Annotated in this window: 23 protein-coding genes; 14 read left to right on the forward strand and 9 right to left on the reverse strand. The window is 69.2% G+C overall.

The genetic code is table 11. The features are described 5' to 3' along the window. Positions 1-175: 175 nt before the first annotated feature. Positions 176-955: an ion channel gene (locus ACQ5SP_RS09615; protein ID WP_430938140.1), complete on the forward strand. Its 780-nt coding sequence runs from the start codon at positions 176-178 to the stop codon at positions 953-955. A 10-nt stretch (positions 956-965) separates the two neighbouring features. On the opposite strand, the gene ACQ5SP_RS09620 is transcribed toward ACQ5SP_RS09615, so the two are convergent. Continuing rightward, entirely contained in the window at positions 966-1634 is a 669-nt protein-coding gene (locus ACQ5SP_RS09620) for a response regulator transcription factor (protein ID WP_430938141.1), read from the reverse strand. A gap of 318 nt (positions 1635-1952) precedes the next feature. Here ACQ5SP_RS09620 and ACQ5SP_RS09625 point away from each other — a divergent pair, with 318 nt between their 5' ends. Both ACQ5SP_RS09625 and ACQ5SP_RS09630 read left to right on the forward strand, forming a co-directional pair. Further along, the gene (locus tag ACQ5SP_RS09625; protein WP_430938142.1) at positions 1953-2126 is read left to right on the forward strand and encodes a hypothetical protein; all 174 of its coding nucleotides are present in this window, start codon (positions 1953-1955) and stop codon (positions 2124-2126) included. A gap of 166 nt (positions 2127-2292) precedes the next feature. Further along, positions 2293-2754, forward strand: coding sequence for a Flp family type IVb pilin (locus ACQ5SP_RS09630; protein ID WP_430938143.1), 462 nt, complete (start codon positions 2293-2295; stop codon positions 2752-2754). A gap of 306 nt (positions 2755-3060) precedes the next feature. On the opposite strand, the gene ACQ5SP_RS09635 is transcribed toward ACQ5SP_RS09630, so the two are convergent. Further along, on the reverse strand, positions 3061-3756 hold the full coding sequence (locus tag ACQ5SP_RS09635) for an IclR family transcriptional regulator (RefSeq protein ID WP_430938144.1): 696 nt from the start codon (positions 3754-3756) through the stop codon (positions 3061-3063). A gap of 191 nt (positions 3757-3947) precedes the next feature. Here ACQ5SP_RS09635 and ACQ5SP_RS09640 point away from each other — a divergent pair, with 191 nt between their 5' ends. The 3 genes from ACQ5SP_RS09640 to ACQ5SP_RS09650 all read left to right on the forward strand — a co-directional run bounded on the left by ACQ5SP_RS09640 (position 3948) and on the right by ACQ5SP_RS09650 (position 8281). Then, positions 3948-6290 (forward strand): cytochrome P450/oxidoreductase, encoded by a 2343-nt coding sequence (locus ACQ5SP_RS09640; protein ID WP_430938145.1) that lies wholly within the window; start codon positions 3948-3950, stop codon positions 6288-6290. Positions 6291-6483: 193 nt separating this feature from the next. After that, positions 6484-7209, forward strand: coding sequence for a sulfite exporter TauE/SafE family protein (locus ACQ5SP_RS09645; RefSeq protein ID WP_430938146.1), 726 nt, complete (start codon positions 6484-6486; stop codon positions 7207-7209). Positions 7210-7300: 91 nt separating this feature from the next. Beyond that, entirely contained in the window at positions 7301-8281 is a 981-nt protein-coding gene (locus tag ACQ5SP_RS09650; protein ID WP_430938147.1) for a DMT family transporter, read from the forward strand. Here the strand turns inward: ACQ5SP_RS09650 and ACQ5SP_RS09655 are convergent. Both ACQ5SP_RS09655 and ACQ5SP_RS09660 read right to left on the reverse strand, forming a co-directional pair. Next, positions 8233-10854 carry a hybrid sensor histidine kinase/response regulator gene (locus tag ACQ5SP_RS09655; protein ID WP_430938148.1) on the reverse strand — a complete coding sequence of 874 codons (2622 nt, stop codon included), beginning with the start codon at positions 10852-10854 and terminating at the stop codon, positions 8233-8235. The two genes, ACQ5SP_RS09650 and ACQ5SP_RS09655, sit on opposite strands and share 49 nt — an antisense overlap. A gap of 3 nt (positions 10855-10857) precedes the next feature. Continuing rightward, a complete protein-coding gene (locus tag ACQ5SP_RS09660) occupies positions 10858-11370 on the reverse strand; it encodes a hypothetical protein (protein ID WP_430938149.1) in 513 nt (170 codons plus the stop codon). Positions 11371-11565: 195 nt separating this feature from the next. On the opposite strand from ACQ5SP_RS09660, the gene ACQ5SP_RS09665 reads away from it, so the two are divergent. Next, a complete protein-coding gene (locus ACQ5SP_RS09665) occupies positions 11566-12243 on the forward strand; it encodes a response regulator transcription factor (RefSeq protein WP_430938150.1) in 678 nt (225 codons plus the stop codon). Positions 12244-12247: 4 nt separating this feature from the next. On the opposite strand, the gene ACQ5SP_RS09670 is transcribed toward ACQ5SP_RS09665, so the two are convergent. Further along, positions 12248-13183, reverse strand: coding sequence for an endonuclease/exonuclease/phosphatase family protein (locus tag ACQ5SP_RS09670; RefSeq protein WP_430938151.1), 936 nt, complete (start codon positions 13181-13183; stop codon positions 12248-12250). Between the two features lie 146 nt (positions 13184-13329). Here ACQ5SP_RS09670 and ACQ5SP_RS09675 point away from each other — a divergent pair, with 146 nt between their 5' ends. Beyond that, positions 13330-14529 carry a CaiB/BaiF CoA transferase family protein gene (locus ACQ5SP_RS09675; RefSeq protein ID WP_430938152.1) on the forward strand — a complete coding sequence of 400 codons (1200 nt, stop codon included), beginning with the start codon at positions 13330-13332 and terminating at the stop codon, positions 14527-14529. Beyond that, positions 14526-15317 (forward strand): citryl-CoA lyase, encoded by a 792-nt coding sequence (locus tag ACQ5SP_RS09680; RefSeq protein WP_430938153.1) that lies wholly within the window; start codon positions 14526-14528, stop codon positions 15315-15317. Before ACQ5SP_RS09675 ends, ACQ5SP_RS09680 begins: the two co-directional genes overlap by 4 nt. On the opposite strand, the gene ACQ5SP_RS09685 is transcribed toward ACQ5SP_RS09680, so the two are convergent. From ACQ5SP_RS09685 to ACQ5SP_RS09695, 3 genes are read right to left on the reverse strand one after another with little or no spacing between them, the layout of a single operon-like run. Further along, positions 15308-16330, reverse strand: a complete 1023-nt coding sequence (locus tag ACQ5SP_RS09685; protein ID WP_430938154.1) for an extracellular solute-binding protein — start codon at positions 16328-16330, stop codon at positions 15308-15310. The two genes, ACQ5SP_RS09680 and ACQ5SP_RS09685, sit on opposite strands and share 10 nt — an antisense overlap. After that, positions 16300-17688 (reverse strand): sensor histidine kinase N-terminal domain-containing protein, encoded by a 1389-nt coding sequence (locus ACQ5SP_RS09690; RefSeq protein WP_430938155.1) that lies wholly within the window; start codon positions 17686-17688, stop codon positions 16300-16302. Before ACQ5SP_RS09690 ends, ACQ5SP_RS09685 begins: the two co-directional genes overlap by 31 nt. After that, positions 17685-18350, reverse strand: a complete 666-nt coding sequence (locus ACQ5SP_RS09695) for a response regulator transcription factor (RefSeq protein ID WP_430938156.1) — start codon at positions 18348-18350, stop codon at positions 17685-17687. The genes ACQ5SP_RS09690 and ACQ5SP_RS09695 overlap by 4 nt, the downstream gene beginning before the upstream one ends. Before the next feature lie 95 nt (positions 18351-18445). Between ACQ5SP_RS09695 and ACQ5SP_RS09700 the strand changes: the two genes are divergently transcribed. The 5 genes from ACQ5SP_RS09700 (at position 18446) to ACQ5SP_RS09720 (ending at position 25292) form a co-directional block, all read left to right on the forward strand. Continuing rightward, positions 18446-19429 (forward strand): tripartite tricarboxylate transporter substrate binding protein, encoded by a 984-nt coding sequence (locus ACQ5SP_RS09700; RefSeq protein WP_430938157.1) that lies wholly within the window; start codon positions 18446-18448, stop codon positions 19427-19429. A gap of 89 nt (positions 19430-19518) precedes the next feature. Beyond that, positions 19519-20007, forward strand: coding sequence for a tripartite tricarboxylate transporter TctB family protein (locus tag ACQ5SP_RS09705; RefSeq protein ID WP_430938158.1), 489 nt, complete (start codon positions 19519-19521; stop codon positions 20005-20007). Between the two features lie 10 nt (positions 20008-20017). Next, positions 20018-21541 (forward strand): tripartite tricarboxylate transporter permease, encoded by a 1524-nt coding sequence (locus ACQ5SP_RS09710; protein WP_430938159.1) that lies wholly within the window; start codon positions 20018-20020, stop codon positions 21539-21541. Continuing rightward, positions 21534-22574, forward strand: coding sequence for an AbrB family transcriptional regulator (locus tag ACQ5SP_RS09715; protein WP_430938160.1), 1041 nt, complete (start codon positions 21534-21536; stop codon positions 22572-22574). The genes ACQ5SP_RS09710 and ACQ5SP_RS09715 overlap by 8 nt, the downstream gene beginning before the upstream one ends. A 90-nt stretch (positions 22575-22664) precedes the next feature. After that, a complete protein-coding gene (locus ACQ5SP_RS09720; protein ID WP_430938161.1) occupies positions 22665-25292 on the forward strand; it encodes a cation-translocating P-type ATPase in 2628 nt (875 codons plus the stop codon). Between the two features lie 21 nt (positions 25293-25313). On the opposite strand, the gene ACQ5SP_RS09725 is transcribed toward ACQ5SP_RS09720, so the two are convergent. Then, positions 25314-26384: a quaternary amine ABC transporter ATP-binding protein gene (locus ACQ5SP_RS09725; protein ID WP_430938162.1), complete on the reverse strand. Its 1071-nt coding sequence runs from the start codon at positions 26382-26384 to the stop codon at positions 25314-25316. Between the last annotated feature and the right edge of the window lie 93 nt (positions 26385-26477).

The following is a 26477-nucleotide window of genomic DNA, read 5'->3' on the forward strand; positions in this document are numbered from 1 at the left end:
TTCAAGGAAAACCTGACTAATTTACTTTGGAAGCCTGCGGCCCCCGCGCGACGGCGGGGAACGGCGGGTGCCGCAGACGCGTCACGGCGGCCGGTCGTGGCCTGCGCGCCCCGGGAAGGCGGCGTTGGGCGAAACCGACTCGCCAACCCGAAACGGGATCGGGTAGGGAAGGGACATGGACGAGTTGCACCGTGCCATCCGCCTGCTCTACACGGGCCGGAGCCAGAAGGCCCGGCGGTTCCGTTACGCGCTGATCACCTTCGACGCGGCCACGATCCTTTTCTTCATCTTCACCGCCGCGCTGCCCCAGACGGGGTGGGTGACGCTCGTGAACGCGGCGCTGGGCGTGATGATCCTGCTGGATCTCTCGGCGCGGCTCTGGATTTCCGAGCATCGCCGGCGCGAACTGCTGCGGGTCTACACGCTGGCTGACATCGTCGTGGTGGCGTCGTTGCTGTTTGCGCCCTTCTTCAGCGGCGAACTGGCCTTCCTGCGGATCCTGCGCGGACTGCGCCTGATCCACTCCTATCACCTGATCCGCGACCTGCGCCGCGAGAGCCGGTTCTTCCGCCTCCACGAAGGGGCGGTCTACGCGGCGGTGAACCTGTTCGTCTTCGTCTTCGTCACGACGTCCTTCGTGTTCGTCCTGGCCTTCGAGGACCAGACCGGCCCCGCCGCCTATATCGACGCGCTCTACTTCACGGTCGCGACGCTGACCACCACCGGGTTCGGCGACATCACCATGACCACGCCGCAGGGCAAGCTGCTGTCGGTGTTCATCATGGTCGTGGGCGTCGCGCTTTTCGTGCAGCTGGCCCGGGCGATCTTCCAGCCGTCCAAGGTGCACTACAAATGCCCGGACTGCGGTCTCACGCGGCACGATCCGGACGCGATCCACTGCAAGCATTGCGGCGCGCCGCTCAAGATCGAGACCGAGGGCACCGACAGCGCCTGAGCCCGCCCGGTCAGAGGTTCTGGCGGTGCTCCAGCGCGATCAGCACGGCATGGGTGCGGTTCTTGGCGCCCAGTTTCTTCATGAGGTTGCGGACATGCATCTTCACCGTCTCGAGGCTGATGTCGAGCTGGATGGAGATTTCCTTGTTCGACATGCCCTCGCAGAGCCCCGCGAGCACGTCCCGCTCTTTCGGGGTCAGCGACCCGGGCAGGCCGTGCCGGTGCGCGGCGCCGTCGCTTTCGTCATGGAACCACGACGGCAGGAACGTCTCGCCCGACAGGACGAGGTTCACGGCATTGACCAGCGTCCGTGGCGGAAGGGATTTTGGGATGAAGCCCCGCGCCCCCGAGGAAATCGCCGCCCGCACATTGGCCCGCGAGATATTGCCCGAGAGCAGGATCACGGGGTGGGGGGCGTTCATCCCGATCGCCCGCGTGACATCGTTGATGCCGCGGATCCCGGGCATGCCGTAATCGAGCAGGACGAGATCGAAAACGCCGTCCCGGCGGATCAGGCTGTCCATCTCGCCCAGCGACTTGCAGGTCGCGGCGGCGAAGCTGGCCTGGCGGTTGAGGTAAAGCGCCAGCATATCGCCCACAAGCGCATCGTCGTCGGCCACGAGCACGCGGGTGGGGGCGGCATCGAAGGGGCGGTCAAAGCTGTCGTCTTGATCGGACATAAAGAAATGCGTCCTCGGTCTACTGATATCACTTCTATGCTATGCAGGTTATTTATGTCTTTTTCCCGGTCGTAAACCGGCATTGTCATTCAATCATTATGACATGCGCGCCCCGATTCCGCGCGGGGAACCGGGCGGACCGGCACCGCCACCCCACCCGATCGGGGCAACGGGTGCGTCCGAATGGTCTGTAACCATCCAAATGATTTTACAAGCCATTCTATTGAAACGGTTTTTCGGCTCTCCGAACCAAGTTTTCGCCCGATTTCGCGGCGAGTGTGCGCCGCAAGGATCATTTAACCAGGACGGGGTGTCGTCATGAAACGGAACGAACAATCAAGCTTTGCGCGCAGCGAAAGCGGCGCGGTCACGGTCGACTGGGTCATTCTCACGGCGGTGTTGTGCGCGCTCGCGGTGATCATCGTGACCAGCGTATCCGACGTATCGGCCTCGCGCGCCGCGGATGCGGTCAGCATCGACGTCTTGAAGTAGGGCGCGGCGTCGGCCGCGTTCCGGTAAGCGCCCCTATCCGAAGGGAAAAATACACCCGAAGGATAGGGTTCTGATCGTTAACCAATTCTCTAAGTTATCGAACGATTCTGTAGGTCGATCTTTCTGGTCGCCAGCGGGTATTTCGAAACGAAAAGGAATCGATGGAATGTCGTTCAAGGATTTCTGGCGCCGCGAGGACGGCACCTCGTTGACCGAATACGTGATCATGCTGGGCGGGATCGCCGTGGCCGGGCTGGTGGCCGTGAACGGGTTTTCCGACACGGTGACTGAGGAATGGGAGGGCATCAGCGGAAGCATGGTCTGGTCGACCCCTTCCGTCGAGGCACCTGCCGCCGGTGGGGCTGGTGACCAGGACGACACGTCGGGCGGCAACGGCGGCGGCAACGGAAACAGCGACGACGACGACGACGACAACGGCGGCGGCAACGGCAACAGCGATAACGGCAACGGCAACAGCGATAACGGCAACGGCAACAGCGGCAACGGCAACAGCGGCAACGGCAACGGCAACAGCGGCAACGACTCCGAAGCCGAAGAGGTTGCCGAAAACTGTGGCAACAACGGCAAGGGCAACAGCAAGAACGTAGGCAACGCCACCTGCAAGTAAGGCGCCGGTGACAGGGGGCAGGCGGGGCCCTTGACCCGCCGCGGTGCCCTGTTCCCCGGGAGTTTTCGGTCAAAAAAGGCATCGAAGCGTACGCTCCGATGCCAGTTTGATCCGCAGGATCGTCCGGCCGGTGCAAGGATGGCCACCGGCATCGGACGCAGGGGAACCGCGCCGTAGCACCTGGAAACCGGGAACAGTCCGGCGCGATCCGTGTGAAAACACACGCGCCCAGCTTACGTCGCAGTTCCGGCGGTGCTCCATACGGCGAAACGGGTATGGCCGCCCTCCGAAAGGATGGCGCGCCGATCAGCCCACGGCGCGGGTGCCGTCGAGCAGCAGGTCCGACAATTCCGTGGCGCCGGCCTTCACGGCCTCCGCCGCGGGGGCCACGTCGAGATCGCCGATGGTTACCACGCCGATCGCCGCCTCGAGCCGCGGTGCGGCGCCCGTCATGTCCCGCAGCGGGCTCGCCACGCCCATCGCCCCCTGCTGGATCTGACCGCGGGTCACCGAGTATCCGTCCGCCCGGGCCTGCAGGATCGCCGGGGGGTCGTCCTGCCTGGGCGGGCGGCCCGAGAGGATCGCGATCCCGGCCGCGCCGCGCGACAGCGGGTGGCGGCTGCCCGTCCTGTACCCGACCCGCAGCACGCCCGCCTCGGGTTCCTCGACCAGGATCACCACGCAATCCTCGCCTTCGGCCACCGAGAGAAAGGCGGTGGCACCGGTGCGCGCGGCCAGCTTCCCCAGGAAGGGCTGGGCAATGGCGCGCAGCTGCGGGCGGAAACGGCCGGCCAGCGCCATGACACCGGCGCCCAGCCGGATCGCCCCGGTCCCGCCGCGGGTCGCCAGGCCATGGGCCTCGAGCGTGGCGACCACGCGATAGGTCACGGCCCGGTGGATGCCCAGCTCCTCGGACAGGTCCGCGATGGATATCCCGTCGCGCCGCCGCGCGATGATTTCAAGGGCGCTGAGGCCACGATCCAGGGTCTGAAGGGTGTTCATGCGCGTGCGTCTCCACCTCCGGTGCCGGCTGGACGCTAGGCGATTTGACGGCGCGGGTCGAGCCGGCTTGACTTCGGATCATCGAGAAAGTTACCAATAACGCGCATACTGTGCGCAGAGCGCACAACCGACAGATCACACCGGCCCCGGCCCCGGCCGCGGCGCCGGCGGACCCGCATGGAGAGTGCGCAATGACAGACGCCCCCGCCCAGCCCCAGTCGGACGCCGCCGCCGCGGCCGGCTGCCCCGCTTCCGGGTCGGCGCCGAACGGCTGCCCGGTCTCGCCCCGGGCGGCGGCCTTCGATCCCTTCGACCGGCCCTACCAGCTCGACCCGGCCGAGGCGCTGCGCTGGTCGCGCGAGGAAGAGCCGGTCTTCTACAGCCCGAAGCTTGGCTACTGGGTGGTCAGCCGCTACGACGACGTGAAGGCCGTGTTCCGCGACAACATCACCTTCTCGCCGTCGATCGCGCTGGAAAAGATCACCCCGGCGCCGAAGGAGGCCGAGGAGATCCTCAAGGGATACGGCTACAAGCTGAACCGGACCCTGGTGAACGAGGACGAGCCCGATCACATGGAACGGCGCCGGGCGCTGCTGGAGTCCTTCACCCCCGAGAACCTCGCGCGCCACGAACCGATGATCCGCGACCTGACCCGCCGCGCGGTCGACCGTATCATCGACCGGGGCGAGGCCGATCTCGTCGAGGACGTGTTCTGGGAGATTCCGCTGGTCGTGGGGCTCCATTTCCTCGGGGTTTCGGAAGACGACATCGAGGATCTCAAGCAGTTCTCCGCGGCTCATACCGTCAACACCTGGGGGCGCCCGGCCCCCGAGGAGCAACTCGCGGTCGCGGAGTCCGTGGGGCGGTTCTGGCAGGCCGCGGGCCGGATCCTCGACAAGATGCGCGCCGATCCCTCCGGCGATGGCTGGATGCAGTTCACCATCCGCCAGCAGAAGAAATACCCGGACGTCATCACGGATTCCTACCTGCACTCGATGATGATGGCGATCCTGGTCGCCGCGCACGAGACGACGTCCTATGCCTCTCTCAACGCCTTCAACGCGCTGTTGCGGAACCGCGATGCCTGGGAAGAGCTTTGCCGGAATCCCGCGCTGATCCCCAACGCCGCCGAGGAATGCCTGCGCTACGCGGGGTCGGTCGTGGCCTGGCGCCGGCGCGCGACCAGCGACACGGACATCGGCGGCGTGCCGATTCCCGAAGGCGCGAAACTGCTGATCGTGCAGGCCTCGGCCAACCACGACCCGCGCCATTTCGAGAACCCGGACGAGCTGGACATCTACCGTGCGAATACCGCCGATCACCTGACCTTCGGCTATGGCAGCCACCAGTGCCTCGGCAAGAATATCGGCCGGATGGAGATGCGGATCTTCCTCGAGGAATTCACCCGCCGGCTGCCCCACATGGAGCTGGTGCCGGACCAGGCGCTGCGCTACCTGCCGAACACGTCGTTCCGCGGGCCGCAGCGGCTGCGCGTGCGCTGGACTCCCGAAGACAACCCCGAGCGCCGCGATCCCGCTTTGCGCGGCGCCACGCGCGGCTTTCCCATCGGCCCGCCCGAACAGGCCGCGGTCGCGCGCCGGCTGCGGGTCGCCGAGATCCGCGACGAGGCCGACGGCGTACGGGCCTACGTCCTGGAAGACCCGCGCGGCCGCGCCCTGCCGAAATGGAGCGCCGGGTCGCATATCGACCTGGCCGACGGCGCGGTCTCGCGGATGTACTCGCTCTGCGGGGCCCCGGACGATGCAGGGCGCCTGGAAATCGCCATCCTTCGCGAAGCGCAGGGCCGGGGCGGCTCGGCCCATTTCCATGACACCCTCGCGCCGGGCAGCGAGGTGCGCGTCGCGGGGCCGAAGAACCATTTCCACCTGGACGAGACCGCCGCGCGCTACCTTCTGATCGCCGGCGGCATCGGGATCACGCCGATCCTGGCGATGGCGGATCGGCTCAAGGCGCTCGGCAAGCCCTACGCGATCCATTACGGCGGGCGGGCAAGGCCCTCCATGGCTTATCTCGACCGTCTGGCGCGCGACCACGGGGATGCGCTGCATCTCTATCCCCGGGCAGAGGGGCGTCGCATGGATCTCGACGCGCTTCTGGGCGATCTTCCCCCGGGGGTACAGGTCTATGCCTGCGGACCCGAGCGTTTGCTGGAAGATCTCGAGGCCCGCGCCACCGCCTGGCCCGAGAACACCCTGCATGTGGAGCATTTCACGTCGGATGCGGCCACGCTGGATCCCGAGAAGGAACATGCCTTCGACCTGGTGCTGAAGGACTCGGATCTCACGGTCCGCGTCGGGCCGGGCGAGACCGCGCTCGATGCCCTGCGCGCGGCCGGGATCGACGTGCCGTCGGACTGTTGCGAGGGTTTGTGCGGAACCTGCGAAGTTGCCGTGCTCGACGGTGCGGTCGATCACCGCGACAAGGTGCTCAGCCGCGCGGAACGGGCGGCGGGCGACCGGATGATGACCTGTTGCTCGCGCGCGGCCGGGGGCAGGCTGGTGCTCGGCCTCTGAGCCGGGCCGCGGCCATCGACATGATGCCGGCCGATCCGGGCGGCCGGCGGAATGACCCGGCAGGGCGTGGACTTCCGCGCCGCATCGTAAGACAGTGCGCGCATGATACAGCATCTTTCGACCCGCGGCGCAGCATGAACCGCGCCGTGCAGACCGGATCCGCCGCCCCGCCAGCGGGGCCAGGGCGGACATCATGATCTTCGTTTTCCTCGCGCTGGCGCTGGGCGGCATGGTCAAGGGCGCGACCGGCGCCGGGGCGCCGGTGGTCGCGATCCCCGTGCTGGCCGCCGCCTATGACGTGCGCTTCGCCGTGACGCTGATGGTGGTGCCGAACCTGATGACCAACCTGGTGCAGATCTGGCGCTACCGGGCCGATCGCCTGCCGGACCGGTTCACGCTGGCCTTCGCGCTGGCCGGCGGCGTCGGGGTCGGGCTCGGGTCGCTGGCGCTGGTTGCGCTGTCGCCGGACGTGCTGGCGATCACGGTCGCCGTGGCGGTGGTGATCTATATCCTGGTGCGGTTCCTGCACCCGGGCTGGGCGCTGGCCTTCCCGATCGCCAGGCGGCTTGCGGCGCCGGCGGGCCTGACGGCCGGCATCCTGCAGGGGGCGACGGGGATCTCGGCGCCCGTGGCGATCACCTTCCTCAACGCCATGCGGCTGGCACGGCCCCAGTTCATCGTCACGATCTCGGTCTTCTTCGCCGTGATGGCGGCGATCCAGGTGCCGGTTCTGGCCAGGCTCGGGCTGATGACCGGCGAGATGTTTCTCTACGGCCTGCTCGCGCTGGTGCCGCTGGCGGGCGCGATGCCGCTCGGCAATGCGCTGGCGCGCTTCATGTCGGCACGAACCTTCGACCGGATCGTGCTGCTGCTGCTGGCGGCGACGGCGGCCAAGCTGGTGATCGACGTCCTGCTCTGAGCGCCCTTGCACCCGGTCGGCCCAGCGGCCACTCTGCCGGGGGCCTGCGCGGGGGAACGGCGCGGCCCAGGTGAAACCGGGGGAGGTTCGCATGTCAGCGTCCGGGACGCGGCGGCGTTGGATCGGCGTCATTCCGCAGACCAAGGAAGCCGGCTTCGTGCTGATGGCACTGGCCATGCTGCTGGTCCCGATGAACGACGTCATGTCCAAGCTGCTGACCGACCGGATTCAACCCGTGGAAATCGCGTTCTGGCGGTTCCTGTTCCAGGGCGTGATCCTTCTTGCGGTGACCGTGGCCCTGACCGGCGCGCTGCCGCGCCGCGCGCTGGCGCCGGGTCTCGCGTTGGGCGGGATCACCAGCGCGGCGACGCTGGTCTTCCTGATCTCGGCCTTCACGGTGATGCCGATCGCAACGGCGATCTCGATCTTCTTCGTCGAGCCGCTGATCCTGACGCTGCTCTCGGCCTGGATCCTCGGAGAGAAAACAGGCTGGCGGCGCTACCTCGCGGTTGCCGTGGGGCTGGCCGGCGCGGTGGTCGTGATCCGGCCGAGCTGGTCGACATTCGGGGTCTACGCGATCCTGCCGCTCGGCGCGGCGCTGGCCTTCGCGCTGAACATGATCCTGATCCGACGGCTCGCGCCGCGCCTCTCGGGGCTCGAGATCCAGTGCGGCATGTCGTTTTACGCCACGCTGATCCTGGGCGCGGGGCTGACGGTCGGCGCGGGGCTGGGGTGGTTCTCCTGGGCGGCGCTGGCCGCGCATCCGGGGATCTGGCCCTACTTCACGCTGATGGGGGCGCTCTCGGGGATCAGCTTCCTGATGATCGCCGAGGCCTTCCGGCGCGTGCCGGCCAGTATCCTCGCGCCGTTCCAGTATCTCGAGATCATCGGCGCCACGCTGATGGGCTACCTGGTGTTCGGCGAGTTTCCCGACCGGCTGACCTGGCTCGGGGCCGCGATCATCCTGGCGTCGGGCTTCTACGTCTTCCACCGGGAGCGGCGCCAGCAGGCCCGCGCGATGGCTCAGGACGTTTCGGCCGGTTCCTCGGAGCCGGGGAAGCGTTCGGAATAGACGCGCCGGGTCTCTGCCCAGACCGCACGCAGGGTCTCGGCATGTGCCTGCCTGACCGCGGAGGCGTCGGCCCGGGTGTCCGTCTCGGCGGCGCGGAGCGCGTCCGCGAAGGCCGCGGCCCCGAGCATGGCGGCCTCGCCCGCCAGCGCATGCAGCGTTTCGGCCGGGGTTCCGGCATCCGGGGCCAGCGCGCCCGGCAGCGCCCCGTCGGCATGCGCCACGAAACGCCGGACGAAGCCGGCGAAGGTGGCCGCGTCCAGGTGGGCGCGCATATCCGCCACCATCTCCTCGTCGAGGATCGGCCGGGACGTGTCGTCTGTCCCGGTCCCGGCCGCGGCGGCCGCGGTCCCGGTCCGGGATGCGGCGCCGGCGACGAGGCCCGCCAGCGCCGCCCTTTTGATCGGCTTGACCGCGACATCGTCGAAACCGGCGGCGCGGAAGCGCGCCAGGTCCTCGGGCATGCCGTGGGCGGTCAGGGCGATCATCGGCGGCGCCGCCGGGCCGAAACGCGCCGCGATCTCGGCGCGGGCCGTGAGCCCGTCGACCACCGGCATCGAGATATCGAGCAACGCGACATCCGGGGGGTCGGCCACGGCCTTGTCGACCGCCTCGGCGCCGTTCCGGGCCTGCAGCACGACGTGGCCCATGCCGGTCAGCATATCGGCCAGAAGCCGGCGCGTGATGTCGTTGTCCTCGGCCACGAGAACCCGCCGCGGCCCGGTGACCCGCGGCGCGGCGGCGCCATCGGCCACGGGGGCGAGGTCGGTCTCCGGCAGGTCCGGGGCAGGGTCGCCGAGGGGCAGGTCGAACCAGAACCGGCTGCCCTGGCCCTCGGCGCTTTCGACCTGGATCGCGCCGCCCATGCGCTCGACCGCGCGGCGTGCGATGGACAGGCCCAGGCCGCTGCCTTCGGTCGCGCGGCTGTAGCCGGTGTCGATCCGTTCGAAATTCTCGAAGATCCGGTGCACCTGGTCGGCCGGGATACCGATCCCGGTATCGGCCACCTCGACGCGGAGACGGGGCGTGTCGCCCTCGCGGTCGATATGCAGGGCGACGTGGATCTCGCCGTCCGTCGTGAACTTCACCGCGTTGCTGAGCAGGTTCCGCAGCGCGTTGGAATAGAGCCGCCGCACGCCGAAGACGGGAACCGTCCCGGCCGGATGGCTCAGCCTGATCCGGGTGTTCCTTTCCTGTGCCAGCGGGCGCATCTGCGCGAGCAGTTGCTCGAGGACCGCCACGGCGTCGAAGCTCGCGCGCGGCTCGTCGCGACCGGCGTCCTCGAGGCGGATCAGCTCGAGAATGTCCGAGATCTGTTCCAGCGCGGAGTCGCTGCAGAGCCGCGCGGTAGAGAGGTAGTTCTGCAGCACCGGGTCGTACGGGGCGGTGTCGAGCGCGAGGTCGAGCGCCGCGGTCAGCCCGGTGAGAGGCGTGCGCAGTTCGTGGCTCATGACGGCGAGAAAGCGCGACTTGACCTGTTCGCTGCGCTGGGCGGCGTCGCGGGCCTCGGTCAGCTGGCGCTCGGTGGCGACGCGCTCGGAGATGTCGCGGACATAGCCGATGAAAATCGGCGCGCCGACCTCGTCGGTGTCCGAGGCGACGGTGACCTCGGCGGGAAACTCCGTGCCGCCCGCGCGCATCGCCGTCAGGGTCAGCCGCCCGGCATTGATGACCCGCGACGGCCCGCCGGCGAGAAAGCGACGCATGCCGGCGTCGTGCATCGGGCGCGTGGCCTCGGGAATGATCATCTCGGACATCTGCCCGCCGATCGCCTGCGATGCCGGGTAGCCGAAGATCTTGGCGGCGGCGCTGTTGTAATGGGTCACCCGCCCGTCGGCATCGCTGACGATCACGGCGTCGAGCGAGGCCTCGATCATGGTGCGGAAATTGGACGATGTCCGTTCGCTCTGGATCGCGCGCTCATTGGCGATCCGGCGCTGGTGCAGCGTCCAGAGCGCAAAGAGCGCCATCGTCACCAGAAGGATGAAGGCGAAGACCGAAAACGTCTTGAGCAGGGTCGAAAGCTGGGCGCGCCGGGTCTCGGAGACGGCCACGATGGCGTTCATGGCCGCGACCGGAACCTCGCGCATCACCGTGTCGAAGGCCAGCGTGCGGCGCTGGAGTTCCGGCAACGCCGCGGCGAGCCCCGCGTCGGGGCCGTCGATGGCGGCGGTCTGGCTGTCCAGGAAGGCCATGACGCTGTCCAGCTGGCTCAGGATGCCGACCTCGCCGATGAGCCGGTCGAGCGCATCGCTGTTCCGGATCAGCGCGACGCGGCTGTAGAGAATGTCGAAGGCCAGCCGCACCTCGCCGAGATCGCCGGCCTCTTCGGCCGTGTCCATCGCGCGCAGGAAGTTGAGGTAATCGACCTCGAGCTGGGCGAGCACCCAGGTGGCGTTGTCGGACTGGGCCGTCGCGGCACGCTCCAGCTGCTCGTCGATCCGCACCAGGGCGTAGACCAGGACCGCGAGCCCCGCGACGAAAAGCAGGACCGTCCCGGCCAGGATCGCCCGGCGCGGGACGGGGCGCGCCCCGGCACCGGGGCGGGCCGGCGCGTTATCCGGGGCGCCGGTCATGGCTCAGGGCTGGACCGTGATCTCGCGGAGCTGCCAGATGCTGCGGCCGTAGACGACCTCGCTCTGGTAGGCGGGGTCCTGGTCGTAGGGGTAGACCACCCAGAGCGGACCCTTCTGCCGCACCGGGAAGGGCGCGCCGTCGATCTCGTGCGCGACGATGGGGTAATCCGCGCCGATCTCGGACATCGGGATCGAGATCGCGTAATCGTTGAGCGCCACGAGCCGGATCTCGCCGCCCGCCGCCCCGGCCGCGTCCAGAACGGCCGAGAGCGGCGGTCCGGTGAAGCTGCGCGGCTCCTCGGTCCAGATCGTCCCGGTCTCGAACGTCACCTGCCGGAGCGCCACGAGGTCGGCGCGGGTCAAATCCGCCGCCCCCGCCGCGCCGTCCGCGGCGGTGATCGTCAGCAACGGCTCCTCGGCGCGGGCCTGTCCGCCGCACACCACCGCTGTCGCAAGGGCCAGCGCGGCCAGCGCGGCCAGGCCACGGCTGGTCGGCCGCAATGTATCGGTTTCCAAGAGGTATCTCCCCGCTGTGTTCCTTAGCATCTATCGCCCCCATTTGCGGCGATATACATACCTGCCTCAAGAAATCAAATTAGTGTCGAATACACCCTAAAGAGTTTCCGGCTGCCCACGAAATGCAGGCTGGCTGCCATGCGGCAAATCGGGCTAACTGCCCTAAGGCTATAAGAGCGTGGAGGCTCAGGTTCCTTGGGTGACATTTTTTCCGATATCGATGCCGCGGATACGGCGCAGCGCCGGCGTATCCTGATCGCCGACGACGAGACGCTCGTGCGGGACATCCTCGCGCTCTATCTCAACCGCCAGTCCGGTTTCGTGACATCGACCTGCAGCACGCTGGAAGAGGTGCATACCGCCATCGAGCGCGACGGCCCCTTCGACGCGGTGTTGCTGGACTTCGCCATGCCGGGCGTCCGCGGCGTGCCCGACGTGGCGCGCACGGTCGAGCTGAACCATCCCGAACCGGTGGTTCTGTTGTCCGGCAACGCGTCGCGCGAGGTCGTTTTCGCGGCGCTTTCGGCCGGGGCCAAGGGGTTCCTGCCGAAATCGCTGTCGCCCCGCGCGCTGATCAATGCCGTCAATTTCGTGCTGGCCGGAGAGGTCTTCCTGCCGTCCAGCATCCACGAGGACGACGGCACCGTGCAGGCCACCGGCAAGGCGGCCAGCGGGCTGACAGGCCAGGAACGCCGGGTGCTCGCCGGGCTCTGCGAAGGCATGAGCAACAAGGAAATCGCGCGTCATCTCGAGCTGAGCGAGGTGACCGTCAAGATGCACATGCGCAACCTCATGCAGAAGCTGGGCGCCAAGAACCGCACCCACGCGGCGCTGATCGCGCTGGAAAGCCGCGTGGTCGAGGCCGCCGGCTGATCCTTCAGAGCCCCGGGAAATCCACCAGAACCGCCGCGTGATCGCTGGCATGCGGTCGGTGGTCGCCGACGCCTTCGAGCCTGGGGCCGTCGTGGCGGGTGACCTCGCGGCCCAGCCCCTGGCGCAGGATGCGGGGCATGGCGTCGGGCCAGGCGCGCGCCAGCGCGGGTGCGGCCAGCAGCGCGTCGGGCCGTCCGTAATGCCCGGTTTCCGGCCCGCGGAACGACCAGCGCTCGGCGTCTGGAAGACGGTCGATGAGATCCACGCCGAAATCCCGCGTCAACGGCGCCGTCGCGGGACCGTGGCCCGGCAGCGGCGCCTCTGGCTCGTTAAGGTCGCCGGCGATCAGCCAGAACGCCTCGGCCGGGTCTTCGAACCGGCGCGTGATGAGCCGGCGCACGGCCTCGGCCTCCATTCGGCGCACGGCCCAGGCGGCGGCCGCGTCCGGGGTCGGCGCCTTGAAGTGGCAGACGTAGAGATCGAGCCGCCCGGCCCGCACCCGCAGGCAGTCGCGGCGAAACAGCGGCAGGTCGGGGGCCGTGCCGGGCGGGGGCGCGAGCCCGAGATCGGCCGGCCGCAGCGCCGCGTGGCTCTCGACGGCGTCGAGCGGGCGGCGGCTCATCACCGCGACGTCGAGCCCGCGGCCGTCATTGCCGGGCAGGCAGACGCGGTGCGGATAGGGCGCCGCGCCGGACGGGACGAGATAGCGATCGTGGAAGAAATCGAGCGTCTCGCGGTCGAAGACCTCCTGCAGCGCGACCAGGTCGGCGTCGGCGGCCCGTAGGATCTCGGCCGTCAGCCGCCGGTCGACCGGGTCCAGCGCCTCGGCCGCGGCGCCGGCATCCCCGGGCACGTCGCTGTCGCGCGCCCCGTCCAGGTGCGGCCCCTCCGCGCGCTGGCGGAGCCGGAGGTTCTGAACGTTGAAACTGACGATCCGCATGCCGCGATCCCCAAGCGCGCCCGACCATCCCTTGGTAGTCGTTCGGCGCCGGGGCGTCCATCGCGGGGCGCAGAAGGCCCGCGGCGACAGGTCCGTGTCAGCTTGACGCCGGATGGTGCGGCCGCATAGCCGGCAGAGGGGGGATCATGGGCGCGCCGACACCGTTGCAGGGGATCCGGGTTCTCGACCTAACGAACGTCCTGGCCGGGCCGTTCTGCTGTCACCAGCTGGCCCATATGGGCGCGGAGGTCATCAAGGTGGAGGCCCCGGGCCGCGGCGACCTCGCCCGCCAGCTCGGGGCCGACCCGGCGCTGAACGCGCGCGGCATGGGCGTGTCGTTCCTCGCGCAGAACGCCGGCAAGAAATCGGTGACGCTGAACCTCAAGGCGCCCGGGGGCAAGGCATTGTTGAAGCGGCTGGTGGCAGGCGCCGACGTGCTGGTGGAAAACTTCCGCCCGGGCGTGATGGACCGGCTGGAGCTGGGCTACGAAACGCTGCGCGCCGTGAACCCGCGGCTTGTCTATTGCGCGATCTCGGGCTTCGGGCAGGACGGGCCCTGGCGCGATCGCCCCGCCTATGACCAGATCATCCAGGGCGCGTCGGGGGTGATGTCGATCACCGGCGACGCCGAGAGCGCGCCGCTGCGGGTGGGCTATCCCATCGCCGACACAATCGGCGGGATGACAGCGGCCTTCGCCGTTGCCGCGGCGCTGAACGCGCCGGAACGCGGCTGCGTCATCGATACCTCGATGCTGGAGTCCACCATCGCCACGATGGGCTGGGTGGTGTCCAACCACCTGATCGCCGGGCAGACGCCGCAGCCCAACGGCAACGAGAATCCCACCTCGGCCCCTTCCGGAACCTTTCGCACGGGCGACGGGCTGCTGAACATCTCTGCCAACAAGGACGAGCAGTGGGAGCTGCTGGCCCGTCATCTTGACCGCGAAGACCTGCTCGAGCGGGCCGAGTATGCCACGCGCGAGGATCGCAAGCGCAACCGCCACGCGCTGCGCGCCGATCTCGAAGAGGCGCTGGCCGCCCGGGGCGCGCGGGACTGGGCGCGTGCGCTCAACCGGATCGGCGTACCGGCGGGCGCGGTGCTGTCGGTGCCCGAGGTGCTGGCATCCGCGCAGGTGGCCGGGCGCGGCATGCTCGGGCATTTCGACGACGTGCCGGGCGTCGGGCGCGGCATCGACGTGGTGCGGACCGGCGTGAAGCTGGACGGCGCGCCGCCAGCGGTCGACAGCCCGCCGCCGGAGCTGGGGCAGGACAACGAAAGCGTCTACGGTGAGCTTGGCATCGCGGCCGCGGAACTGGCGCGGCTCAAGGACGAGGGGGTGATATGAGCGACGTCGCGGACTGGTGGCAGACCGCCATCATCGACATGGAACCCGGACGCATCTCGATCCGGGGCCACGAGATCCAGACCCTGATCGGGCGGCTCAGCTTCCCGCAGATGATCTGGCTGATGCTGCGCGGCGAGATCCCGACCGCCGGGCAGGCCCGGCTGCTGGAAGCCGCGCTCGTCGCGGCGGTGGATCACGGGCCGCAGGCCCCGTCGATCGCCGCCGCGCGCATGGCCGTGACCTGCGGGCTGCCGCTGAACGGCGCGATGGCCAGCGCGGTCAACATGCTCGACGACGTGCATGGCGGGGCCGGCGAGCAGGCGGTGGAGCTCTACACCGCCATCGACGCGGCCGGCGGCCCGGGGGCGGCCGGGGCCGAGATCGACCGCTGGCAGGCAGAGCGGGGCCGGTTCGTTCCCGGCTTCGGCCACCGCTTCCACAAGCCCGCGGATCCGCGCGCGCCGCGGCTGCTGGGGCTCGTGGATGACGCGACGGCCGACGGCGTCTGCGCGGGGCGTTTCGCGGCGATCGGCCGCGCGGTGGAGGCTGAACTGGCCGCGCGCAAGGGCAAGCCCGTGCCGATGAACATCGACGGGGCGACGGCGGTGATCTTCGCCGAGCTGGGCTTCGCCGCGCCGCTGGCGCGCGGAATCTTCTGCCTGTCGCGGTCCGTCGGCATCCTGGCCCATGCCTGGGAACAGCAGGGCGAGGGCGGTCGGAACAAGGGGCCGACCCCGCCGCGATACCGCTGGACCTATACCGGTCCGGCTGCCGAGGATCAGGGCTGAACGACCGCCGAGACCCAGGCACTGAGAAAGCTGCGGCGCTTCAGCTGGTCGAGGAAGACCATTAGCCCGGGTCCCAGCCGGATCGGGCGGAAAGCGGGGTTTCGCAGCAGGTCGTCGGTATCGAGCGGCGGCAGGCCGGTGCGGTCCGCGATCACCTCCCGCGCCGCCGGAGAGATCAGGAAATCGACGAATTCCCCGGCCAGCGCCGGGCGCTGCGCATTGGCGGGAATGAGCGCGGTCCGCAGCATCACGTGGGTGTAGTCGGCCAGTTCCACCACCTCGACGCCGGGACCAAGGCCCACATAGGAGCCCAGCACGTTGTAGGCCAGCGCGAGGCGGCCGGACTCGACATCGCGGATCATGTCGCCCGAGCTGCCGTAGAGCTGCGCGTCGAGGCTGCCCATGACCTCGGCCATGCGCCAGAAGGCCTCGGACTGCCGGGCATCCTGGGTCGCGAAGAGATAGCCCAGCCCGCTTTCGCGCGGGTCGTAGGTGCCGACACGCCCGCGGAACCGCTCGGCATTGTCGCGCAAGAGCGCGATCAGTTCCTGCCGGTTGCCCGGCATCTCCAGCCCCTCGAAGGCGGCGGGCGCGGCGATCAGCACCGCCGGCTCCTGGGTGAAGGCGAAGAGCTGGTTGCGCCAGGTGGCCCAGCCGGGCAGGGCATCCGTCAGCGACGAGCGGTAGCGCCGGGCGAAGCCGTCATTGGCCAGCTTCGTCTGCAGGTCCATGGCCGACGAGATGGCGATGTCGGCTTCGGCGGTGCCGCCGCGGATCACCTCGTAGAGCACCGCCGAGGAAACGGTCCGGTAATGCACCGCGATTTCCGGGCGGCGGGTGCGGAACGCCTCGACCACCGGCGCGAAGACCGCGAGATCGGCGGTGGAGAGGATTCGCAGCTCCACCGCCTCGTCGCCGGCGGCGAAGCGGCGCTCTTCCTCGATCTCGAAGGCGGTGGCCAAGCTCGGCAGGCAGGCCAGGATCAGGCCCGCGGCAAGATGAGCGAAACGCATGCGCCCTGTCCCTCCTCGTTGTGGGCAAGGTCGAGCCGGCCGCCATGGGCGGCGGCAACCTCTTCGGCGATGGTCAGACCCAGCCCCGAGCCGACCACGTCCGCGACATTGGCGCCGCGCCCGAAGCGCCGGCGCAGCGCGTCCAGCGGCACGTCGCCGAAGCCCCGGCCACGGTCGCGGATCTCGACCCCGGCCTCGGCGGGCGACACCACCATGCGCAGGCTGATCGCGCTGTCGGCCGGCGAGTACTTGATCGCGTTGTCCAGCAGGTTCCTCAGCGCGCCCTGCAACAGGATCGGATCGCCCTCGACGGTCACGGTGCCGGGCGGCGCCTCGAAGCGCATCTCGATGTCGCGCATGTCGGCCGTGGGCGCGAGGCCGCGGATCACCTCGCGCACCAGAGCTTCCAGGTCGACGGGCTCGCGCGCCATCTGGTCGCTGCGGAAGGTGACCATCGCATGATCGAGCAGCTGCCCGGCGGAGCGCGAGCTTTCGTCCACGGCCCGGATCACGTCGCGAAGCGCCTGGCGCTGGGGCTCGCTTTCCGACTGGCGGAGCGCGATCTCGGCCTTGGCGCGCACCGTGGCCAGCGGGGTGCGGACCCGGTGCGCGGCCTCGGCGATGAAATCCTCCGTCCGCCGGAGCGCGCCGCGCAGGCGATCCATGAAACTGTTGAGCGCGACGAGCAGCGGCAGGAGTTCCTTCGGCGCCTCGCTGCGCACCGGGCGCAGGTCGTGCGGGCCGCGGCGGCGCACGGATCCGGCCAGCCGGTTCAGCGGGCGGAGCGCGCTTTGCGCCGCCGCCCAGCTGAGCCCGCCGGCCAGCAGGAAGAAGCCGACGCCCAGCACCGCGGCCGAGTTGGAGATATTGGCCGAGATCTCTTCCTGCCGGTTGCGGGTCTGGGCGACCAGGACGTCCACGTCGACCGGGCGGGTCTCGACCGAGATGCGGCGGGTCATGCGCGCGATGCGCACGGGTTCCCCGCGATAATCCAGCGTCTCGAAGCCGAGCGCGCCGGGCCGGGGGGCAGCCTCCGGCAGCGGCAGGTCGCCATAGCCCGTCAGGGTGGTTCCGTCGGCGACGATCCGGTAGAAGACCCGGTCCTCGGAAATCGTGCCGAGCATGGCCAGCGCGGCGTAGGGGATATCGACCAGCACCTCGCCGTCCTCGGCGCGCACCTCCTCGGCGATGGAGGTGGCCGAGGCGCCGAGCACGTTGTCCTGCGTCTCCTGCGCGGTCTGCTGGGCGAAGGTCCTGACGGTCAGATACAGCAGCAGCGACAGGATCGCCGCCACCAGCAGAAGCTGCAGGACCAGCCGGCGACGCAGCGAGACGCTGGCGCGCAGGGGCTCCGTCACGGGCCCGTCATCCGGTAGCCGATCCCGCGCATGGTCTCGATCTGCACCGAGGAGGCCCGCAGCTTCTTGCGAAGCCGTCCGACATAGACCTCGATCGCGTTCTCCGACACGTCGTCGGAGAAGGAAAACAGCCGGTCGACGAGCTGGCTCTTGGAGAATACCCGCCCGGGCGCGGACAGGAACACTTCCAGCAGGCGCAGTTCGCGGTTGCGCAGGTCCTGGCGTTCGCCCGCCACGGTGACCACGGCGTTCAGCGGGTCGAAGACCAGGTCGCCGAAGCTCAGTTCGTTGCGCGCGGTGCCCTGGCGCCGGCGCAGCACGGCGCGGCAGCGCGCCTCCAGCTCGGTGAAGTCGAAGGGCTTGGTGATGTAGTCGTCCGCGCCCAGATCCAGCATCGAGACGCGGTCGGACACCTGGCTGCGCGCGGTCAGCACGATGACCGGAGTCTCGCGCCCGCTGGCGCGGTGACGGTCGAGGAAGCTGCGCCCGTCGCCGTCGGGCAGCATGATGTCGAGCAGCACCAGGTCGTAGCTCGCGCCGGCCATGCAGTCCTCGACCGTCGCCAGATCGCGGGCGATGTCGACGGCGTGGCCGTCCAGCGCCAGCCGGTCGGCCACGGCGCGGGCCAGTTCGTCGTTGTCCTCGATCAGCAGGAACCGCATCGGATTTTCCCGTTTGACAGGTTGATGTCAGATTCCCGGACCAGTGTGGCGAATGCAAGGGCCATGCGGCCCCGCGCAAAATGGGAGGAATACCGATGAAACATCAAAGCGTGACCCGCAGGGTCGTGCTGGCCGCGGCTGCGGCCTTCACCTTCGCAACCCCGTCCTTCGCCGACGGCCACCAGATGATGGACAGCGTCCACTTCCTGATCCCCGGCGGGGCCGGCGGCGGCTGGGACGGCACGGCGCGCGGCACCGGCGAGGCGCTGACCGAATCCGGGCTCGTGGGCACCGCGACCTACGAGAACATGTCCGGCGGCGGCGGCGGCAAGGCGATCAACTACATGATCGAGAACGCCGAGAGCCTCGAGGACACGTTGATGGTGAACTCCACGCCCATCGTGATCCGCTCGCTCACCGGGGTCTTTCCCTACAACTTCCGCGACCTGACGCTGGTCTCCGGGACCATCGGCGACTACGCCGCCCTGGTCGTGCCGAAGAACAGCGACCTTGACTCGATGGACGACCTGCTGGCGCTCTACCGTGAGAACCCGGCCGACATGGCGATCGGCGGCGGGTCGGTGCCGGGCGGCATGGATCACCTGGTCGCGGCGATGGTCATGGAAGCCGCGGGCGAGGATCCGACCGGGTTCAACTACATCGCCTATGACGCCGGCGGCAAGGCCATGGCCGGGCTCCTGTCGGGCGAGATCGACGCGCTCTCGACCGGCTTCTCGGAGGCCGTCGACCTGGCGCGGCAGGACGAGGTCAAGATCCTGGGCGTGACCGCCGAGGAGCGCGTGCCGACCTACGGGGACGCGCCGACCATGATGGAGCAGGGCATCGACGCAAGCTTCGTCAACTGGCGCGGCTTCTTCGCGGCGCCGGACCTACCGCAGGAAAAGCTCGACGCCTATCTCGAGACGATCGACGCCATGTACGAGACCGACGCCTGGGAAGAAGTGCGCGCCCGGAACGGCTGGGTGAACATCCACAACCCCGGCGACGAGTTCCGCAGCTTCCTCGAAAAGCAGGAAAAGCAGATCGGCGACCTGATGAAGAAGCTCGGCTTCCTCTGATCGATCCCGCCGGCTGACTGCCAATGGACCCTTCCCCGCGGATGCGGGGGAGGGCCGCTGCCAACCCGACCCGCAAAAGGAGCGTCGCGATGGCCCTCGATCGCTGGATCGCGCTGATATTCCTGATCATCTGCCTCGTCTACGGCTACTCGGCCTTCATGCTGATGGACGCCTTCCTGCCGCCCTTCATGCAGCGCAACCCCGTCTGGCCCTCCACCTTTCCCAAGGTGCTTTCCGTGCTGGGCGTGGTCGTGTCGCTGGTGATCCTGACCGGGATCGAGAAGCCCGGCGGCGCCAAGGAGGACAGCCCGACCGACATCAACTGGCGGCGCCTCCACGAATACGAGCTCGGGCAGGCGATCTGGCTGATGGTGATGATGGTGGCCTACGCGCTGCTGTTGCGCCCCATCGGCTTCCTGGCCGCGACCTTCCTCTTCCTGGTGCTGGCCAGCGCGCTTCTGGGCGAACGGCGCTGGATCACCATGCTGGTCGCCTCCGCCGTCGCGTCCGGCGGCGTCTGGTACCTGGTCCAGGAGGTGCTGGGCATCTTCCTGAGCCCGTTCCCCGCCTTCCTCTGAGGAGAGAGACATGCTCGAAGGCATCCTGATCGGCCTGTCCACGGCCTTCTCCGTCACGAACATCCTCATGGTCATCGGCGGCTGCCTCATCGGCACCTTCATCGGGATGCTGCCGGGGCTCGGGCCGATGTCGATCATCGCCATCATGATCCCGGTCGCGATCGGGATCGGCGACCCCTCCGCGGCGCTGATCCTGCTGGCGGGCGTCTATTACGGCGCGATCTTCGGCGGCTCGACCTCGTCGATCCTGCTGAACGCGCCGGGGGTGGCCGGCACCGTGGCCACCAGCTTCGACGGCTACCCGATGGCGCGTGCCGGCAAGGCCGGCAAGGCGCTGACCATCGCCGCGATTTCCAGCTTCGCGGGCGGCACCATCGGCGCCGTGCTCCTGATGATCTTCGCGCCGGCGCTCGCCTCGGTCGCGCTGTTGTTCCACTCGGCCGAATACTTCGCGCTGATGGTTGTCGGGCTCTCGGCCATCGCGGCTTTCGCCGGGACCGGGCAGGTTGGCAAGGCGCTGCTGATGACCGTGGCCGGGCTGATCATGTCGACGGTGGGCGAGGGCGCGCTGTTCAACATGCCGCGCTTCACCATGGGGCTGATGGACCTGCAGTCGGGCTTCAACTTCATCACCCTGGCCATGGCCATCTTCGCGCTGCCCGAGGCGATTTTCCTCGTGCTCGACCCGTCCCGGTCGAAGACGCCCCAAGGCGAGAAGGGCGGCAAGATCACCGGGCTCCGGATCACCGGCGACGAGGCCCGCCAGATCGCGCCGGTCGTCGGGCGCCAGTCGGTGCAGGGGTTCCTGATCGGGGTTCTGCCGGGGGCGGGCGCGACGATCGCCTCCTTCCTCGGCTACGCGGTGGAGCGCAACATCGCCTCCACCGAAGAGCAGAAGGAGTTCGGCAAGGGCTCGATCAAGGGGCTAGCTGCGCCGGAATCGGCCAACAACGCGGCCTCCACCGGCTCTTTCGTGCCGCTTCTCACGCTCGGCATTCCCGGCTCGGGGACCACGGCGATCCTGCTCGGGGCGCTGATCGCGCTCAACGTCACGCCGGGGCCGCGGCTGATGGTGGACAGCCCCGAGATCTTCTGGGCGGTCATCATCTCGATGTATCTCGGCAACGTGATCCTGCTGATCCTGAACCTGCCGCTGATCCCCTACATCGCCAAGCTGCTCTCGGTACCGCGGAACTTCCTCATTCCCTTCGTGCTCTTCTTCACGATGATGGGCAGCTATATCGGGCAGAACAACGCGACCGAACTGCTGTTGCTGGTGGGCATCGGCGTCGTCGCCACCATCCTGCGCTTTGCCGATTACCCGCTGGCGCCGTTGCTGATCGGCTTCATCCTCGGCCGCATGCTCGAGGACAACTTCGCCCGGTCCATGCAGCTTTATGACGGGGCGGGGTTCATCATGGAGCGGCCGATGACGCTGGCGCTGCTGGTGCTGGCGCTGCTGCTGGTGGTGGTGCCGGCCTATCGCGCCCGCCGTGCACGGGCCCGGGCGAAAGGCGTGGCCGACGGTGACTGAGACCACCCGCGCGCTCTGGCGCAAACGCGGAACGGCGCTGCTGGCCGCGGTCCTCGGGGCCGCGGCCTTCCTGCTGGCCGGCTTGCCGCTGCCGCTCTTGCTGGGCCCCATGGCGGGCTGCCTCGTTTTCGCCCTGTCGGGCGCGCGGATGGCCGGCATGGGCGTGGCGGGCGTCTTCATGCGGACCTTCCTGGGGGTCGCCATCGGCGCCTCGATCACGCCCGAGGTTCTGGGGCAGGTGCCCGGCATGGCGGCGTCGCTGGCGGTGATCCCGGTCCTGGTCGTCGCCACGGGTCTGCCCGGCTATGTCTTCTTCCGGCGGGTGGCCGGGTTCGACCCGCCCACGGCCTTCTATTCGGCGATGCCGGGCGGCCTGCAGGACATGCTGGTCTTCGGCGAGGAGGCGGGCGGCGATCCGCGCGCGCTGTCGCTGGTGCACGCGACGCGGGTGCTGGTGATCGTGACCGCCGCACCCTTCGTCCTGACGCTGGCCTATGACCTGGACCTGACCCGTCCACCGGGGGAACCCGCCAGCGCCATCCCGCTTTGGGAAATCGCCGTGATGACCGCCGCCGGCGTCGCCGGCTGGAAGATCGGCGAACGCGTGGGGCTCTTCGGGGCCTCGATCCTCGGCCCGCTGATCCTGACCGCGCTGCTGAGCCTTGCCGGCGTGATCGAGCACCGCCCGCCGGCGGAAATCATCTGGGCCGCGCAGTTCTTCATCGGGATCGCGGTGGGCGCGAAATATGCCGGCATCACCGCGCGCGAATTGCGCCGCGACGTGACCGCCGGGCTGGGCTATGCCGTGATCCTGGCGCTGGTCAGCCTGACCATCGTGGAAATCGTGCTGCAGTTCAGCCCGGCCGAACCGCTGGAGGTCTTGCTGGCGTTCCTGCCGGGCGGGCAGGCCGAGATGGTGATCATCGCGATCCTCGCCGGGGCCGATCTCGCCTTCGTGGTGACCCATCACCTGTTGCGGATCATGGTGGTGATCCTGCTCGCGCCCATCGTTTTCGGCCGGTTCCGGCGCTGAGACCATCCCCGGCCCCGAAATGCGGCGAGGGGGCGTTACTCCTCGCCGAATCCGGGTAAGATGCGCGGCGAGGGGCAGACGGGTCGGGCGATGCAGGGCGAGACCGAAACGGCAGGCGGCGCGGCGGCGGACCGCGCGGGGCTGACCAGCGCCGAGGCCGCGCGACGGCTGGCGGAGTATGGCCCGAACACGCTGGCCGAGGCGCAGCCTGTCTCGGCGCTGGCCATCCTGGCCCGCCAGTTCACCGGCTTCCTGGTGCTGATCCTGATCGTCGCGGCCGCGGTCGCCTTCTTTCTCGGCGAGGTGATCGACACCGTGGCGATCACGCTTGTGGTGCTGCTGAACGGCGTTCTGGGCTTCGTGCAGGAATGGCGGGCGGAAACGGCGCTGGCCGCGTTGCGCGGCATGCTCAGCCCGCGGGCCCGTGTCGTGCGCGACGGGCAGGAGACCTATGTCGAGACCCGCGCGCTGGTGCCCGGCGACGTCGTCATCCTCGAGGCGGGCGATCGCGTGCCGGCCGATATCCGGCTTTCGACCGCGATGACCCTGCAGGCCGACGAGAGTGCGCTCACCGGCGAATCCCTGCCTGTCCCCAAGACCGCCGAGGACGGCGCGGCGGCCGAGGTCTTCATGGGCACCTCCATCGTGGCGGGCCGGGGCGAGGGCGTGGTCACCGCCACCGGCAGCCGGACCGGGTTCGGCGAGATCGCCGTGCTGACCGGGTCGGTCGGCACGCAGCCCACGCATCTGCAGCGCCAGCTCTCGCGGCTGGCCCGCCAGATGGGGCTGGCCGCGCTTGCCCTGGGCGGGCTGATCGCCGCGCTCGGTTTCCTGGGCGGCCGTCCCCCGATCGACATGGTGCTCACCGGGCTGTCGCTCGCGGTGGCGGTGGTGCCCGAGGGTCTGCCGGCGGTGGTGACGATCACCCTGGCGCTCGGCGCCTCGGCGATGGTGCGGCGCAAGGCGCTGGCGCGGCGCCTGCAAGCGGTGGAGACGCTGGGCGCGGCCTCCGTCATCTGCACCGACAAGACCGGAACGCTGACCGAGAACAAGATGACTGTGGCCGAGATATGGCTGCCGGGCGGACGCTACCGGGTGACCGGAACCGGCTATGATCCCGCGGGCCATATCGAGCGCGACGGCCGCCATGTCCGGCATGGGGACGACGCCGACCTGGGCGGGCTGCTCGAGGTCGCCGCCGGCTGCAACAACGCCCGGCTGGAGCGTGCCGGCGACGACTGGCGCATGCTGGGCGAGCCGACAGAAGGGGCGCTGATGACGCTGGCCTACAAGGGCTGGACCCCGCTGCCCCGCGCGGGCGCGATCGTCGCGGAAATCCCCTTCAGCAGCGACCGCAAGCGCATGAGCGTCGTGATGCGCGACGGCGAGGGCGGCCACGCGCTGCTGGTCAAGGGCGCGCCCGAGCAGGTGCTGGCGGTCTCGCGGCGCTATCGCGGGGCGGGCGGGACCGCGCCGCTGGACCCCGAGGCGCGGGTGCGGATCGAGCATGCCTACGCGGAGATGGCGGAGCAGGGGCTGCGCGTGATCGCCTTCGCGCGCCGTGGCGCCGCGGGGCCTGACGACACCGCCGAGGAAAACCTCGAGTTCCTGGGTCTTGCGGGGCTGATCGACCCGCCCCGCCCAGAGGTCGCCGAGGCGGTCCGGCTCTGCCGCAGTGCCGGCATCCGCACCGTCATGATCACCGGCGACTCGCCCGTGACCGCGGCCGCGATCGCGCGACGGCTCGGTATGCCGGTGGACCGGGTCCTGACCGGCGCCGAGCTGGAGGAGATCGGCGATGCGGAGCTTGGCGAGATTCTCGCGGGCGCGCCGCTCTTCGCGCGCAGCGCCCCCGCCCACAAGATGCGGATCGTCGAGATCCTGCAGGCGCAGGGACAGATCGTCGCCATGACCGGCGACGGCGTCAACGACGCGCCGGCCCTGAAGCGCGCCGATATCGGCGTGGCGATGGGCCAGCGCGGCACGGACGTGGCGCGGGACGCCGCCGACCTGGTGCTGCTCGACGACAATTTCGCCACCATCGTCCGCGCCGTGCGCGAGGGGCGGCGCCAGTTCAGCAACGTGCAGAAATTCGTCCGCTACCTGTTGTCGTCCAACGCCGGCGAGGTGCTGGCCATCATGGTGAACCTGATGCTGGGCGGGCCGCTGGTGTTCCTCGCCACGCAGATACTCTGGATGAACCTCGTCACCGACGGCGTGACGGCGGTCGCGCTGGGGCTGGAGCCGGCGCGGCGCGACCAGATGGATCGCCCGCCACGCCCGGCCGAAGGCCCGATCCTCGGGCGTGCGGGGCTGTTGATGATCCTGGGCTTCGGGCTCTATACCGCGGCGGCGAGCCTCTCGATCTTCTACGCGGTCCTCGCCGGGGGCGGGGATACGACGCTGGCGCGCACCGCGGCCTTCACCGGCATGGTCGTCTTCGAGAAGGTGAGCGTCTTCGCGTTCCGCTCCTTTACCCAGCCGTGCTGGCGGATCGGCTGGACGTCCAACCCGGTGCTGATCGCGGCCTTCCTGGCGATGCTGGGCGTGCAGGCGGCGGCGGTCTACTGGGCGCCGCTTCAGCTGCTGCTCTCGACCGCGCCGCTCGCGGCAGGTCACTGGCTGGCCATCGCGGCGCTGGCGCTGCCGCTCGTCGTGGTGCCGGAAATCCTGAAGACCTGGCTGGCGCGGCGCGCGGGCGGACGGCCGGGCGCCTGATCGCCCGCCGCCCGCCATGGCTCAGCTGCCGGCGCGGATGCCGTCCTCGGCCGCCTGGGCCGGGACGAGGGCGCGGACGAGGGCCTGCATGTCCAGCATCCCCACCTGTTCGCCCTCGCGCATCACGCGGTAGGCATGCGAGGTGTCGCCGCCCGAGATCGCGATCACCGATTCGAGCGTCGCGTCATGGTCGACCTCGCCCGCGGCATCGGCGGGCGGCTCGGTCGTCCGTTCCATGATCGAGCGCACGCGCAGCACCCGGGCGCGGTTGATGTCGCTGATGAAGTCCACGATGTAGGGATCGTTCGGGTGCAGCAGGATTTCCTGCGGCTCGCCCTGCTGAACCACGTAGCCATCCTTCAGGATCACCAGGTGATCGGCCAGTTTCAGCGCCTCGTCGAGATCGTGGCTGATGAAGATCACGGTCTTGCGCAGTTCCGCCTGGAGTTCCAGCAGCAGATCCTGCATGTCCGTCCGGATCAGCGGGTCGAGCGCCGAGAACGCCTCGTCCATCAGCATGATCTCGGAATTCGAGGTCAGCGCGCGGGCCAGGCCCACGCGCTGCTGCTGCCCGCCCGAGAGCTGGTGGGGATACTGGCTGCCGTAGCCGCCGAGACCGACGCGGTCGAGCCACTTGTTGGCCTCGTCCTCGAAATCGGCCTGGGTATACCCGCGCACGGCCAGCGCCATGCCGGCGTTTTCCAGCACCGTGCGGTGCGGCAGCAGGGCGAAGTTCTGGAACACCATCGACATCTTCTCCTGGCGGAGCCGGCGCAGCTGCGCCTCGTTGAAGTCGAGGATGTTCTCGTCTTCGACCAGCACCTTGCCGGCCGTGGGGTCGATCAGCCGGTTGAGATGCCGGATCAGCGTCGACTTGCCGGACCCCGACAGGCCCATCATCACGGTGATCTCGCTCTCGCGGACATCCACGTTGATGTCGTTGAGGCCCAGCACGTGCTGGTGCTGTTCCAGCAGTTCGGTCTTGCCGAGACCCTTCTCGACATGAGGCAGAACCGAGGCGGGATTGCTGCCGAAGATCTTGTAGAGGTTCCGGATCTGTACCTTGACCGGGGGTTTTTCCTTGGTCGTCATGCCGGTCTCCTTAACTTTTCTGTGCCGCGTTGATGCGGGCGAGCGCGGCCTTGGTGACGCGGTCGAGGATGACGGCGAGCAGCACGATGCCGA

Origin of the sequence: Rhodovulum sp. YNF3179 (assembly GCF_050586465.1) — a bacterium.
GTDB lineage: Bacteria > Pseudomonadota > Alphaproteobacteria > Rhodobacterales > Rhodobacteraceae > CAJXYS01.

Coding starts and splice junctions, on each gene's coding strand:
- ACQ5SP_RS09620 (WP_430938141.1), bottom strand. CDS start 1,634: ATGTCCGATCAAGACGACAGCTTTGACCGCCCCTTCGATGCCGCCCCC.
- ACQ5SP_RS09705 (WP_430938158.1), top strand. CDS start 19,519: ATGGCCCTCGATCGCTGGATCGCGCTGATATTCCTGATCATCTGCCTC.
- ACQ5SP_RS09615 (WP_430938140.1), top strand. CDS start 176: ATGGACGAGTTGCACCGTGCCATCCGCCTGCTCTACACGGGCCGGAGC.
- ACQ5SP_RS09685 (WP_430938154.1), bottom strand. CDS start 16,330: ATGCGTTTCGCTCATCTTGCCGCGGGCCTGATCCTGGCCTGCCTGCCG.
- ACQ5SP_RS09640 (WP_430938145.1), top strand. CDS start 3,948: ATGACAGACGCCCCCGCCCAGCCCCAGTCGGACGCCGCCGCCGCGGCC.
- ACQ5SP_RS09675 (WP_430938152.1), top strand. CDS start 13,330: ATGGGCGCGCCGACACCGTTGCAGGGGATCCGGGTTCTCGACCTAACG.
- ACQ5SP_RS09645 (WP_430938146.1), top strand. CDS start 6,484: ATGATCTTCGTTTTCCTCGCGCTGGCGCTGGGCGGCATGGTCAAGGGC.
- ACQ5SP_RS09720 (WP_430938161.1), top strand. CDS start 22,665: ATGCAGGGCGAGACCGAAACGGCAGGCGGCGCGGCGGCGGACCGCGCG.
- ACQ5SP_RS09670 (WP_430938151.1), bottom strand. CDS start 13,183: ATGCGGATCGTCAGTTTCAACGTTCAGAACCTCCGGCTCCGCCAGCGC.
- ACQ5SP_RS09680 (WP_430938153.1), top strand. CDS start 14,526: ATGAGCGACGTCGCGGACTGGTGGCAGACCGCCATCATCGACATGGAA.
- ACQ5SP_RS09700 (WP_430938157.1), top strand. CDS start 18,446: ATGAAACATCAAAGCGTGACCCGCAGGGTCGTGCTGGCCGCGGCTGCG.
- ACQ5SP_RS09695 (WP_430938156.1), bottom strand. CDS start 18,350: ATGCGGTTCCTGCTGATCGAGGACAACGACGAACTGGCCCGCGCCGTG.
- ACQ5SP_RS09725 (WP_430938162.1), bottom strand. CDS start 26,384: ATGACGACCAAGGAAAAACCCCCGGTCAAGGTACAGATCCGGAACCTC.
- ACQ5SP_RS09650 (WP_430938147.1), top strand. CDS start 7,301: ATGTCAGCGTCCGGGACGCGGCGGCGTTGGATCGGCGTCATTCCGCAG.
- ACQ5SP_RS09630 (WP_430938143.1), top strand. CDS start 2,293: ATGTCGTTCAAGGATTTCTGGCGCCGCGAGGACGGCACCTCGTTGACC.
- ACQ5SP_RS09625 (WP_430938142.1), top strand. CDS start 1,953: ATGAAACGGAACGAACAATCAAGCTTTGCGCGCAGCGAAAGCGGCGCG.
- ACQ5SP_RS09635 (WP_430938144.1), bottom strand. CDS start 3,756: ATGAACACCCTTCAGACCCTGGATCGTGGCCTCAGCGCCCTTGAAATC.
- ACQ5SP_RS09710 (WP_430938159.1), top strand. CDS start 20,018: ATGCTCGAAGGCATCCTGATCGGCCTGTCCACGGCCTTCTCCGTCACG.
- ACQ5SP_RS09655 (WP_430938148.1), bottom strand. CDS start 10,854: ATGACCGGCGCCCCGGATAACGCGCCGGCCCGCCCCGGTGCCGGGGCG.